The organism is Campylobacter concisus (assembly GCF_002913225.1).
Taxonomy (GTDB): domain Bacteria; phylum Campylobacterota; class Campylobacteria; order Campylobacterales; family Campylobacteraceae; genus Campylobacter_A; species Campylobacter_A concisus_J.
Genome location: NZ_PPAW01000057.1, coordinates 126,595 through 138,792, shown reverse-complemented (window position 1 = coordinate 138,792; position 12,198 = coordinate 126,595). Strand labels below are relative to the sequence as shown.

The 12,198-nt window shown below is 38.7% G+C and carries 11 protein-coding genes and 1 rRNA gene; 5 read left to right on the top strand and 7 right to left on the bottom strand.

Features of this window, described 5'->3' with window-relative positions:
- The 3 genes from CYP26_RS09450 to CYP26_RS09440 all read right to left on the bottom strand — a co-directional run.
- A 16S ribosomal RNA gene (locus tag CYP26_RS09450) occupies positions 1 to 125 on the bottom strand; the annotation flags it as partial.
- Positions 126 to 515: 390 nt separating this feature from the next.
- A complete protein-coding gene (locus tag CYP26_RS09445) occupies positions 516 to 5,000 on the bottom strand; it encodes a retention module-containing protein (RefSeq protein ID WP_103631199.1) in 4,485 nt (1,494 codons plus the stop codon).
- An 89-nt stretch (positions 5,001 to 5,089) separates the two neighbouring features.
- Complete coding sequence (locus tag CYP26_RS09440; protein ID WP_103631198.1) at positions 5,090 to 5,467, bottom strand: RidA family protein; 378 nt, start codon at positions 5,465 to 5,467, stop codon at positions 5,090 to 5,092.
- A 94-nt stretch (positions 5,468 to 5,561) separates the two neighbouring features.
- Here CYP26_RS09440 and CYP26_RS09435 point away from each other — a divergent pair, with 94 nt between their 5' ends.
- On the top strand, positions 5,562 to 6,035 hold the full coding sequence (locus tag CYP26_RS09435) for a cysteine permease (protein WP_103631197.1): 474 nt from the start codon (positions 5,562 to 5,564) through the stop codon (positions 6,033 to 6,035).
- Here the strand turns inward: CYP26_RS09435 and CYP26_RS09430 are convergent.
- The 3 genes from CYP26_RS09430 to CYP26_RS09420 are packed head-to-tail and all read right to left on the bottom strand — an operon-like array spanning position 6,013 to position 8,011.
- The gene (locus CYP26_RS09430; protein WP_103631196.1) at positions 6,013 to 6,552 is read right to left on the bottom strand and encodes an L-cystine-binding protein TcyA; all 540 of its coding nucleotides are present in this window, start codon (positions 6,550 to 6,552) and stop codon (positions 6,013 to 6,015) included. The two genes, CYP26_RS09435 and CYP26_RS09430, sit on opposite strands and share 23 nt — an antisense overlap.
- A 43-nt stretch (positions 6,553 to 6,595) precedes the next feature.
- Positions 6,596 to 7,156 (bottom strand): Fe-S-containing hydro-lyase, encoded by a 561-nt coding sequence (locus CYP26_RS09425; RefSeq protein WP_021092611.1) that lies wholly within the window; start codon positions 7,154 to 7,156, stop codon positions 6,596 to 6,598.
- Positions 7,157 to 7,165: 9 nt separating this feature from the next.
- On the bottom strand, positions 7,166 to 8,011 hold the full coding sequence (locus tag CYP26_RS09420; protein WP_002942942.1) for a fumarate hydratase: 846 nt from the start codon (positions 8,009 to 8,011) through the stop codon (positions 7,166 to 7,168).
- A 158-nt stretch (positions 8,012 to 8,169) separates the two neighbouring features.
- Between CYP26_RS09420 and CYP26_RS09415 the strand changes: the two genes are divergently transcribed.
- From CYP26_RS09415 to CYP26_RS09400, 4 genes are all read left to right on the top strand, one after another.
- Positions 8,170 to 8,733 carry a LemA family protein gene (locus CYP26_RS09415; RefSeq protein WP_103631195.1) on the top strand — a complete coding sequence of 188 codons (564 nt, stop codon included), beginning with the start codon at positions 8,170 to 8,172 and terminating at the stop codon, positions 8,731 to 8,733.
- Between the two features lie 10 nt (positions 8,734 to 8,743).
- Positions 8,744 to 9,634, top strand: coding sequence for a DUF3137 domain-containing protein (locus CYP26_RS09410; RefSeq protein ID WP_103631194.1), 891 nt, complete (start codon positions 8,744 to 8,746; stop codon positions 9,632 to 9,634).
- A gap of 6 nt (positions 9,635 to 9,640) precedes the next feature.
- Positions 9,641 to 10,297: a sugar transporter gene (locus CYP26_RS09405; RefSeq protein WP_103631193.1), complete on the top strand. Its 657-nt coding sequence runs from the start codon at positions 9,641 to 9,643 to the stop codon at positions 10,295 to 10,297.
- A gap of 74 nt (positions 10,298 to 10,371) precedes the next feature.
- Complete coding sequence (locus CYP26_RS09400) at positions 10,372 to 10,581, top strand: hypothetical protein (RefSeq protein ID WP_103631192.1); 210 nt, start codon at positions 10,372 to 10,374, stop codon at positions 10,579 to 10,581.
- A 161-nt stretch (positions 10,582 to 10,742) separates the two neighbouring features.
- On the opposite strand, the gene CYP26_RS09395 is transcribed toward CYP26_RS09400, so the two are convergent.
- Positions 10,743 to 12,083 carry a hemolysin family protein gene (locus CYP26_RS09395; RefSeq protein ID WP_021092522.1) on the bottom strand — a complete coding sequence of 447 codons (1,341 nt, stop codon included), beginning with the start codon at positions 12,081 to 12,083 and terminating at the stop codon, positions 10,743 to 10,745.
- Between the last annotated feature and the right edge of the window lie 115 nt (positions 12,084 to 12,198).

Here is a 12,198-nt window from a genome sequence, read left to right as displayed (position 1 = left end):
AGCTATACATTACTCACCCGTGCGCCACTAACTCATAAGAGCAAACTCTTACTCGTCCGTTCGACTTGCATGTATTAGGCACGCCGCCAGCGTTCACTCTGAGCCAGGATCAAACTCTCCATATTAATTACCTATCTAATAGATAGGATTTTTATTATGAAGTTTTTAATCAAAAAACTTTTAGTTTTTATATATTAGTTTGTCTAATCTATTATTTAATCATAATAGACTGGCTCAATCGATCACTTGTTTAGATTTCAAAGATTGACTAATAGTTTAACAATTGTAAGTTAAAAGAACAACGATAAGAAAAAGGCTTTATTAACGTTGAAGTTAAAGGTGGTTTCTCATTTCGTGAGCTGGAATTATATATGAGGGATGCTTAAAAGAAGTTGAAAGATTGTAAAAATATTTTATAAATTTAAATTTTATTTTTGAGATAGAAATTTGGAGAGCTTCCTTGCTCTCCTTGTGGGTTTTGATACTATAACTTTAGTATCAAATTTGATCAAAGGCTACATAGGTCTTATGATTTCGTCTTCGATCTGGATAGTAACAGTTTTACCATCAGTATTTACATTAGTATATGATGTATAACCATTAGATGAACTACCTTTGCTCCAGCCACTATCTTTAAAGCTGACTGCATCACCTGCATCACCTGAAATTTTTAGGATGTTGTTGTCATCGGTTAGATCAACTACATCTTTTAGACTAATTTTCAAGGTTTGGCCTGCTTTTCCATTAGAGATATCGATCTCTTCAAAGTTATGGGCTTGTTTTGCGATATTGCTTAGATCTATATTGCCTTTATTGTCGGCTTGATTTGTTAAGATCAATCTATCGTAACCCTCTCCGCCGTCAATATTATTATTGTTGCCTTGGAAGTAGCCAGCCTCTATAGTGTCTTTGCCATCACCCAGGTTTATTGTAGACTTCTCGACATAAGTTCCAACTTTTATAGTATCAGAGCCACTACCAGTTGTAATACTAGACCACTTAACTTCTGCTCCAACTGTCAGAGTATTTTTGCCATCGCCTAGATTTATACTATAGTCTGCTTCGCCAGGGTGATTTGAGCGAGACTCATCTTTAGAGTTCCATATATAGCCGCCAACCTCTACTATGTCATCTCCGCTACCAGTTGTAACACGAGAATGATCTATGTTTGTTTCAACTTTTAATGTATTGTTGCCATCTCCTAGATCTACTATTGACTTATCAGCTATATAGCCATCTTTAAATTTTGGATCAATTTCATGACGCGCTCCGACATGAACTATATCATCTCCACTACCAGCTGTAACATGAGAATTAGCTATGTTTGTGCCAACATAAAGCTTATTATTGCCATCTCCTAGATCTACTATTGACTTACCAGTTATATAGCCATCTCCTTTAGTAAATTTATTATTCGCCTCGTCAAACCCAGTTTTAACTATATCATCACCACTACCCATTTGAACTTTAGAACCAGTTATATTTGAATAAACGCTTAGATAATCATCTCCTTTACCCAAATCGATTTCAGAGCCGAAATTGATATAACGACTACCGTGATTTGCAGTTCCGACTACTACCTTATCATTGCCATCGCCAGCTGTAACTTTACCATTATGCATATCAGTGCCTACTGACAATTCGTTGTTATAATAGCGACTTCCGTCACTATTAAACGCATGAGCTTTGCTGCTAGCTTGACCGCTATTGCCAGCTTTGTCAGTCATCTCTACAGTTATCTTTTCACCAGGTTTGACAACATTAGCAAGCCAAGCACCAAAATTTCCATTACTATCAGTAGTGCCCCTATATATCACATTGCCGTTTTCGCCTTTAACGATATAGTCAGTGTTGGCATCACTTGTTTTACCATGGATGTGAGTTTTAACTACCTTAACATTACCACCATCTCCTAGATTAACGGTTCCTCTTCCAGCTACACCGCCCAGAGAAACATCTATATTTATCCTATCATTTCCTTCACCAGCATTAATCACAGAATTTCCGATAACGCGTCCTCCTACAAGCAGGTCATCGTTACCGCCTTTTAGATCAACTGTTTTATTTGTTAAGTTACCATTATTAAGTATCAAAAGGTCAGATTTGTTGGTTGTCTGTTCTTTGGCAAAAATAGGAGCGACACCTGCAGCACCAGGTTTGCTGCTATCACTAACGGTTAGATCGACTGAAAACTCTATTTTCATAGTAGCATCAATAGTAACCTTTGCATCGCTTGAATCACCATTAGCTTTAGCTATAAATTTATGCTCTCCATCTTTCAAACTAGTAGCCGGGGTAAATGTCCATTCATTGTTACTATTGGCAACTGCCTCACCGATCTTGACATCGTTGTCGTAAATTTCAACCCTAGTTCCAGCTTTTGCAGTGCCTACTATAGTAGGTGTGTTGTCATTTGTTAGACCGCCTTTAACGTCTTCATTAAATTTACCGCCTTGAACATCATCAATGATCTTGTCGATAGCTAAAGCAGTAAGATCTACATTTATGCTTGCTTCACTCTCACCACCTGCATTACCTGCTGGATCAACAATCTTAGCTGTTACAGTTGCTTTTTGGCCATCAGTTACTGGAACATCAACTTTAAAGCCGTTGTTTTTGATCTCTTGAGTGATCTCTTGTGTTTTTTCCTGACCACCATTTACAGTATAGACAATGCTATCGCCTACTTCTGCATTGCTTGGAACTGTAATCTTAGCTTCAGTCTTACCATCGTTACCAATCTCAGCTTTGTTTAGAGTGCCATTTTTATCATTGTCATCAACGAATGAAATTTCTGGTTTATATGTTGGAGCTGATGTATCTACATCTATTGTTTTACTGCCTGGCTCGCTAGCATTGTCTGCTTGATCAGTGATTACAACCTCTGTAACAGATACTGATGTTGCGTCAGCTTTAACTGGAACATCTACTGTTATGAAGCCTTGTTTTGCTTCTGCTTCAGTAAGTGTGTGAGTTGGTTGTTTCTCTCCATTTACAGTGTAGTCAACTTTATCGCCAGCAGATACTTCGCTTGGGTTGAAAGAAATTTTAGCTTTAGTTTCACCATCTGTGCCAACTTCTTCTTTATTTAGAGTGCCTGTTGGTTTCTTAGTATCATCAATAAATTCTACAGTTGGAGCTGATGGAGCTGTATGATCAGTAAATTCTAGGTCGCCAGCTTGAGTAGTGCCTTCACCTTTATTACCAGCTTTATCAGTTACTTCTACTTTAACTATATCATTTGGGTTAACTGGTTTAGTAGTTTCAATAACGAAGTCACCATTGCTATCTGTTTTACCACTACCAATTACTTCGCCTTTTTCATTTGTAACTACTACTGGAGCATCTACTAGTGGTTTGTCACCATCTGTAGCGTGACCTGTTACAATAGCCTTGTCTGATTTACCATCAGATGGGTTGTTAGTATCAACTGGAGTAGCAACAAGATCTTCTACCACAGGAACATTTTTATCAGTAAATTCTAGGTCGCCAGCTTGAGTAGTGCCTTCACCTTTATTACCAGCTTTATCAGTTACTTCTACTTTAACTATATCATTTGGGTTAACTGGTTTAGTAGTTTCAATAACGAAGTCACCATTGCTATCTGTTTTACCACTACCAATTACTTCGCCTTTTTCATTTGTAACTACTACTGGAGCATCTACTAGTGGTTTGTCACCATCTGTAGCGTGACCTGTTACAATAGCCTTGTCTGATTTACCATCAGATGGGTTGTTAGTATCAACTGGAGTAGCAACAAGATCTTCTACTATAGGAGCTGTTTTATCAATATCAACACCAAGAACCTGATCAATGCCACTTTGATTACCGGCTTTATCTATTGAAAAAGCTGTAAAACTATAATCGCCATCTTTTAAAGGCTCATCTACAGGGATGCTCCAATTTCCATTTTTGTCAGCTCTTATTCTACCAGTCCAAACTACATCATTTTCATCTGTTTTAAGTATATTAACCTCAACTTGAGCATATGGCTCTGCAGTTCCGCTTATAACTGGCATATTATCATTTGTTAAGCCTGCTTTTTTATACTCTTTGTTGTCATATGGATCTATTAAGGTGCCACTTATAATATTTCCTTTTGCTCCACCATCAACATTGTCTATTATAGCTGTTATATTAACTTCACCAGGAACAGTATCTATCTCTATTTTTGTTGTATCAGAAAAACCACTCCTATCTCCAGTAGAATTTACCGTTTGAGCACTAAATTCATGATCACCATCAGTTAATTTTGGAGTGGGGAACTCCCATTCTCCATTAGCATTAGATGTTGTGCGACCTATAAATGAGCCATTGTCAAATATTTCTACTGTAGAATTTGCTACTGCAGTGCCTTTTAGTGTAGGAGTGTTATCATTTGAAGCGGGCTTACCATATTCTTTATCAAAAATTTTATCTTTCATATCACCAGTATAACCTTCCACATCATCCATGATCGCAGTTATAATTGGTTTTGGCACAAAAGTGTTTTGGTTTGTTCTATCTGCACCTGCACTTGTTTCACTCAAACCACCACTTACTTCATTATTAGAGATAGCATTTGCTCTTAATGAATCTCCTATATTTCTAAAATTTTCATTGATATTTGAATAGTGACCGCCATGTTCGAATGATGCTGCTCCAAGACTAACACCATCTCCACCGCCAGCTGCTGCATTACCACCACCAGCTGCAGTTTCTTCTAATTTTGTTAAATCTTTTCCATCAAGCAAAGCTTTTTGTAAATCACTTACATCAGCAACTGTGTTATCAGAATTTGCTAAAACACTATTATCTAGTTTAACAGATTCATTACCTAAGATAGTTACATCTTTGCCGTTATCCATTGATACGACTGCCTTAGAAGCTGCTGAAGAAGTTTTTATCACCTCACCAAGAAATAGAGCATCACCTGCTTTTAATACTCTTTGTGCGCCGTTTTCGTCTATAGCCACAACTAAGCCAGATACTTGCTTAATGACACCGATTTGAGTTGCCATGAAAATCCTTTAATATTGTAATTTATAATTAAATGAGTGAATTATAGGTTATATTGTTTAGTTTGTAAATTGTACTTTAGTACAATAATTTAGCAGGAAACTGCGATAACCTCAATTTCTACGAGTGCATCTTTTGGCAAAGTCTTCACAGCTACCGTGCTTCTAGCTGGATATGGCTCTTTGAAAAATTTAGCGTATGTGACATTTACTTTAGCAAAATCTGCCATATCTGCTAAAAAGATCGTAGTCTTTACAACATTATCAAAACTAAGTCCAGCCTCAGCCAAAATGTTTTGCAAATTTGTAAGTGACTGCTGCGCTTGAGCCTCTACGCTACTACCTGCAAACTCGCCCTCTGGTGTGACGCCAAGCTGACCCGAGATAAATAAAAATCCATTCGCGCTAATCGCCTGAGAGTATGGTCCGATCGCTTGTGGAGCGTTTTTTGTTGAAATTTGTTTTTTCATATCTTCTCCTTTAAATTTTGGCAAAATCCTACTATAAATTTCTAAATTTTTAGGCACCAAAGGCTATAATGAGCAAAATTTCAAAAGGACAAAGATGCAAATAACCCTTGCACCAAACGAATTTTTAGACGACTACGTGCTTGGTGCTCAGCTTGCCAAAAACGCCGGCATCTCATCAAATGCCTATCTTTTTTGGAAAAATGCTATCAGCGCTAAATTTGAAAACTCACGCATCGTTTTTCTTAGAAAAAAGAGCGTCCCAGAGAAATTTAAAAGCGCACTAGAGGCTTGCACGCCGTTAAATGGTCTTGTGCCAACTGGCGTTTTTTGCTCATTTACCTCGCTTGCCCCCTCCCACCTAGTGGCGAAAAATGGCTCTAAAATTTATGAGCTTTTTGAATTTCATGAAATTTGCGGTATCAAATTTTTAAATTTAAAGAAATTTTATGATGATTTCGAGCTTAACTACTCGTATAGGATTTACATCGAAAAGTGCAAGTTTTTCTCGCCAGCACCCTTTGAAAAGCGCATAAAACTAACTGAGACTATGTGTCTTGGCTACTACTAGCCACCTCGTAAACGATTAGCGCCTCGGTTTTGTAGCCCCCTATCCTATCTTTATATAGTAAAATTTCGTCGTTTTCTCTTTTGGTGTAAATTTTAATGTGAGCGGAGTTTGTGCTCTCGTCGTAGTCTTCATATATAAATTTAAACTCGTCCCTACCCAGCGTGATAAACTGCAGCGCCTGAAACGAAACAGCAAAGACCAACTCCTCGCTAATGCCACTTGTTCTAAATTTATCAGCTAATTTCACAACAAACAACCCCACATCGCTAAAATACTCCTCAAGGCTTTCATACTCGCTTTCAAAGACCACTATCTCATTTAGCGACCACTCATTTTGCGTCTTATTTTCTTCAAATTTCTGCCTTTTTCTTATGGCAGCTTTTAAAAATATCCCTTGTGGTTTTGAGACAAAGCCCTCGTTTAAAATTTGCTTTAGCTTTAAATTTCTAATCTCACTTTTGGTTTTGGTAAAAAATTTAAGTAGTGGTTTTGCTTGATCGTTGTAAAAAGTTTTCATTTTGGGAGAAATTCCGCTAGCTTAGGCTGCTAGCGGATCAAATTTAGATTTTTTTATAAGGTGCTTGACCGACTTCGTAGAAGTTATTGCCCTCGCAGTCGATAGCGACTATCGCTGGGAAGTCCTCTACTGTGAGTCTTGCGACTGCCTCTGGTCCTAGCTCTGGATATGCTAAGACTTCATATTTTTTGATACTTTGGCTAATGACCGCTCCGATACCGCCGATAGCGACCATATAAACACAGCATGATTTTTTCATAGCCTCGACTACGGCGTCGTTTCGGTAGCCTTTACCGATCATGCCATTTATGCCAACTTCATTGATCATAGTTGGTGTGTATTTGTCCATTCTACCGCTTGTTGTTGGGCCTGCTGCGCCGATAGCTTGGTTTGGCTTAGCTGGAGTTGGTCCGACGTAGTAGATAGTCTCGCCCTTTAGCTCAACTGGCAACTTCTCGCCACGTGCTAGAGCCTCTGTTAGCGCCTTGTGAGCGGCGTCACGAGCTGCGATGATAGTGCCTGAGATTAGGACATTGTCGCCTGCTTTTAGGCTCTTTACCACCTCTTTATCAAATGGTGCTGTTATTCTTTTGACTTCTGACATGTTATCTCCTTAAAGCTCGGCGTCTGCGTGGCGTGCAGCGTGGCAGTTGATGTTTATGGCTACTGGTAGGCCTGCGATGTGAGTTGGATACCACTCGACATTTACTTTTATAGCAGTTGTATCGCCGCCAAGTCCTTGAGGACCGACGCCTGTTTTACTAGCAAGCTCAAGAAGCTCATCTTCAAGTTTTGCATATCTTGCATCGGCGTTTTTGCTATCTACTGGACGAACTGCAGCTTGTTTAGCTAGAAGTGCTGCTTTATCCATAGTGCCACCTATGCCAACGCCTATCGTCATTGGAGGGCAAGCGTTTGGTCCAGCGTATTTTACAGCCTCTAAAAATACCTTTTTAACGCCCTCTATGCCATCAGCTGGCACAAGCATTTTTAAAACTGACTTGTTCTCACTGCCAAAACCCTTTGGAGCGACTTTTATCTTTAGCTTATCGCCTGGGACGATCCTAGTGTGGATGACGGCTGGGGTGTTGTTTGTAGTGTTTTTTCTCTCAAAAAGCGGCTCAGCAACGACTGATTTTCTAAGATAGCCCTCAGTGTAGCCCTTCGCAACACCTTCATTGATCGCATCTTCGATATATCCGCCTTCTATATGCACGTCTTGACCGATCTCTACAAAGACAACTGTCATACCTGTATCTTGACAAATAGGCGCAACGCCCTCTTCTGCTAGCTTGGCATTTTGCAAAATTTTGCCCAAGATATCTTTACCTAGAGATGAGCTCTCAGTGGTTTGAGCTTTTGTAAAAGCAGCCTTTAGATCTGGTGTAACGACGTAACAGGCTTGTTTGCAAAGCTTAGCAACAGTCTCTTTTATATCTTTTACGTTTACCGTTCTCATTTATCCTCCTCGTAAAAAACAATTTTTAATTATATAAATTATATGTAAAATTTAAGATTAAATTATAATATTAAATTTAACCACCCACCATCGGTGTTTAAATACTCTTAAGCAACTTTGGATAAACTACAACAAACTTAAATTTTAAAGGAAAAGTTATGAATTCGTTAGTCATTGTGATACTTGTTATCGCAGTCATTTTTGTCTTTTTCATCAGCCTTTACAACTCACTCGTTGCAAAGCAAAACCAAGTAAAAAGCGTAGAGGCTGGCATCGACGCGCAGCTAAAAAGAAGATATGACCTCATACCAAATTTAGTAGCCACTGCAAAAGAGTACATGGTGCACGAAAAAAGCTTGCTAGAAAACATCACTGCCCTTAGAGAGAGTGCTAGAAGTGCATCAACAAATGAGGAGAAATTTGAGCTAAATAACAAAATTTCAGGCTTGCTAAATGGCCTTAGAGTGAGCGTAGAAAACTATCCTGATCTAAAAGCAAATCAAAATTTACTTCACATCCAAAGCACTTTAAACGAGGTTGAAGAGCAAATTTCAGCTGCACGCCGTGCCTACAACTCAGCCGTTGAAATTTACAACAACGCCATACAGATGTTTCCTTCAAACATCGTAGCTTCAATGTTTGGCTTTCATAAAGATGTATTTTTTGATATCCCTGAAAATGAAGCTGCTGCTCCAAACGTCGGTGATCTTTTTAAAAAATAAGGCATAAAAAATGCAAGCAGACGAACTAAAAGGCATCGATCTAAGCGACCTTGACGAGCTTGAAAAAGAGCGCCTTGCCATGGGGCAAAAAGCCTTTAAAATGATCGCCTATGGCTTTCTTGGCATAATAGTTGCAACTGGTTTTTTGGCGTCACTGCACCTTGGAAATTTATTTTTCCTTTTGCTAATCGGCGGAGTTTTTTATCTTGGCAAGACGATAAATGGGCTAAAAAACGAGCTTATAGCAAAATTTAAACAAAAAGTAGTTGGCGTCATCGTAAAAAACTATGGTCTAAATTTCAGCGCAAATGGCGGGCTAAGTTTGAATGATTTTTTAAAAATTTATGACGCTGACGTAAATAGACACTACGCAGAGGATATGATCTACGGACAGATCGATAACACGCAGTTTAAGCTTTGCGATTTTTATGCGGCAAAAGAAGTAAAAGGTGAAAAAAACACCACTACAACGGTGAAATTTCAAGGCATTTTGCTAAAGGCTGAGTTTAAAAAAGAGTTAAATGCCACGATATATGTCTGCGACAAAAAGCGAACATCTGATCTAAGAAGCGATGGCGAGCAAGCGACGATGGATAACCCTAAATTTAACGAGCTCTTTAAGACCTACACGACCGATCAGATCGCAGCTAGATACGCTCTAACGCCAAAGCTGATGGAAAATTTAAGCAGATTAAGAACTAAATTTAACGCCCCGCTCTCGGCAGCATTTTTAAAAAATGAAATTTATATAGCGATCGATCTTAGAAAGGATAGCTTTGAGCCTGATCTTAAAAAGCCGATAAACAGCAACGAGAGCGTGCAAAACTACATCTCTAGCATCAGTGACTTTTCGCAGATCATGCACGATCTGGAGCTAAATAAAAATATCTGGAAGAGCTAAATTTAAATGCCAGAAAAGAAAAAGCTCAAAGAGGGCGACATATTTTACGTCTATAATGATTACTACAAGAGATATTTTTTTGGCAAGATCTTAGTTGATATCATGAACCGTTTTATAAAGCGAGCGAATGAGGGGCTTCTTTGGCCGCTTGATTTTTTTAGTGACTGCTACTTGGTTGCTGTTTATAAAGATATAGCAGACGTTCCAGTGCTAAAAAGCCGTGAATTTATCATCCCGGGAAGCTTCATCTACAAAAGTAGTTTCAACCGCAAAAATAAAGATGCTATAAAGTGGGTGCATTATGATCACGAAGTTATCAACTACAAAGAGTTAGAATTTCCAGAGTATATCATCAGTAGCAATGATAAAATTTGCCTACAACGGGGAGAGCTTAGCATACCAACTGGCTTAACTCGCGCGCAATATGAGAGTGAGTTTAACATCACTGGCAGCAAAACTGGCGGCATAAACTACTCAAATGCCCTGCTTTTACAAGGCTTGCCAGCATATAAAGAGAGGATAGATTATAGCGATCTTCGCCTTTTACCAGAACTTCGTAAAAAGCTCTATGAGATGATAGGTGAGGACCCAGACACGCCCTACTACGAGCTAGCATTAAAGCACGGCAAAGATCTAGCACGCTTTTATCAAGATAAAAACTAGACTACAAAAGAGCTATTAAGAGGCGTTGTTTAAGGTTTAACAAAAGAAAATTTGACTCTCTTGTTGCAGCCTAGATGAGCGTAATAGAGAAATTTATAACAAATTTTTGTGGTATTGCGTCTGAGCCAAGGCTAACTAGCTTTAGTAAATTTAAATATCACAAACAAGATCGCTCAAATGGCTACTTTTGCAAGCAGATGATAAATTTTAAAACTCACAAGCCATTTTTAAAATTTATAACCAAATTTACGAAAAAGGTGGTGGTGATGTTTTTAGAATTTTGAGCTATTTAAAAAGATGGTGTCACTTTAAATTTTGTGATTTTGTGAGGTTAAATTTAAGGGCTTATAGCCTTTAAAAAGTGCAATGCCACTTAAATTTGCTCTATTTTTTATGATTTTGCGAGGTTAAATTTAATGGCCAAAAAAGCCATTAAATTTATAAACTAAGCCTGAGCAGGCTCCTCTTCTTCTTTTATCTTTTTTCTAACTTTTACGCGTGAGATGCTAGCTCCATCCATCTTTCTCACTTCGTAGTAGCAGTTCTCATCCTCGATCTTGTCCCCAACTACTGGCAAGCGACCGATGAGATTAAAAACATATCCGCCGATCGTTACTTGATCGGTCTCTTCATCAAAGCTTATACCAAGGACCTCTTCAACGCTCTCTAAGTCGTATCTGCCTTGAAATTCATAGATGTTTTCATTTATCTTTTTATAGTGTTGATCGACCTCATCGTGCTCGTCGTTAAAGTCACCAAGCACCTCCTCCATGATATCTTCCATCGTAAGAAGTCCAGCCGTGCCGCCGTACTCATCGACGACAAGCGCAGCTGAAATTTGCTCTTTATTCATCATCACAAGCACCTTTGATATAGAAAGGCTCTCAGGCACGATGACAAATTTACGCACGATCGCGTCAAAGCTCTTCTCTTTATCCTCGCTAAAGTGCAGCTGCAAGATATCTCTAATGTGTATCATGCCTAAAATGATATCTTTTGAGCCGTCTATATAAGGATAGCGAGTATATTTTGACTCAAAAACGACTTGTAAATTCTCTTCAAAGCTCTTTTGTTTATTTATACAGATCATGTCGCGTCTTGGCGTCATAACCTCTTTTGCGACCGTATCACTAAAATCAACTGCATTTTTGATAAGCTCAGTCTCAAAACTATCAAGCACACCGCCCTTTAAGCTCTCGCCAACAATGATCTTGATCTCCTCTTCAGAGTGTGCTAGCTCATTCTCTTTTGCTGGCTGGATGCCTAAAATTTTAAGTCCAAATGTAGCTAGGATATCAAAAAGCTTTATGATAGGCGAGAAAAGTATCCAGAAAAAGTGAAGCGGACGAGCGATTTTAAGCACTGCTGATTCTGATTTGGCTATGGCGACTGACTTTGGCACAAGCTCGCCCATAACGACGTGAAGTAGCGTGATAAGCGTAAATGCGATCGCAAAGCCGACTGTATGAACTAAGATATCGCTAAGATTAAAAACATTTTTAAGTGGGGCTTCTATGAGCCTTGCGACTGCTGGCTCACCGATCCAACCAAGAGCAAGTGAGCTTAGCGTGATGCCAAGCTGAGTGGCACTAAGATAGGTATCAAGCTTGTTTGACATCTCAAAAGCAAGCTGGGCGTTTGGCTTTTTCTCTTTGATAAGCTCTTCAAGTCTAGACTTGCGAACCTTGACAAGGGAAAATTCCGACAAAACAAAAAATGCGTTTAGTAAAATGAATATAATGGCAAGTATTACCATTAAAAGCGAGTTATCGCTACTGGGGTACAATTATGATCCTTAAGAGTTAAAAATTTTGGCTGATTATAGCGAATTTATATTTAGCGGTCAAATTAGCCGCGCCCAAAAGCAACAACGTTTTTTAAATTTAAAAGATATAAAAAGT

Bases quoted from the DNA above. Each gene is read 5' to 3' on its own strand.
- CYP26_RS09445 (WP_103631199.1), bottom strand. From the start codon at position 5,000: ATGGCAACTCAAATCGGTGTCATTAAGCAAGTATCTGGCTTAGTTGTG.
- CYP26_RS09440 (WP_103631198.1), bottom strand. From the start codon at position 5,467: ATGAAAAAACAAATTTCAACAAAAAACGCTCCACAAGCGATCGGACCA.
- CYP26_RS09435 (WP_103631197.1), top strand. From the start codon at position 5,562: ATGCAAATAACCCTTGCACCAAACGAATTTTTAGACGACTACGTGCTT.
- CYP26_RS09430 (WP_103631196.1), bottom strand. From the start codon at position 6,552: ATGAAAACTTTTTACAACGATCAAGCAAAACCACTACTTAAATTTTTT.
- CYP26_RS09425 (WP_021092611.1), bottom strand. From the start codon at position 7,156: ATGTCAGAAGTCAAAAGAATAACAGCACCATTTGATAAAGAGGTGGTA.
- CYP26_RS09420 (WP_002942942.1), bottom strand. From the start codon at position 8,011: ATGAGAACGGTAAACGTAAAAGATATAAAAGAGACTGTTGCTAAGCTT.
- CYP26_RS09415 (WP_103631195.1), top strand. From the start codon at position 8,170: ATGAATTCGTTAGTCATTGTGATACTTGTTATCGCAGTCATTTTTGTC.
- CYP26_RS09410 (WP_103631194.1), top strand. From the start codon at position 8,744: ATGCAAGCAGACGAACTAAAAGGCATCGATCTAAGCGACCTTGACGAG.
- CYP26_RS09405 (WP_103631193.1), top strand. From the start codon at position 9,641: ATGCCAGAAAAGAAAAAGCTCAAAGAGGGCGACATATTTTACGTCTAT.
- CYP26_RS09400 (WP_103631192.1), top strand. From the start codon at position 10,372: ATGAGCGTAATAGAGAAATTTATAACAAATTTTTGTGGTATTGCGTCT.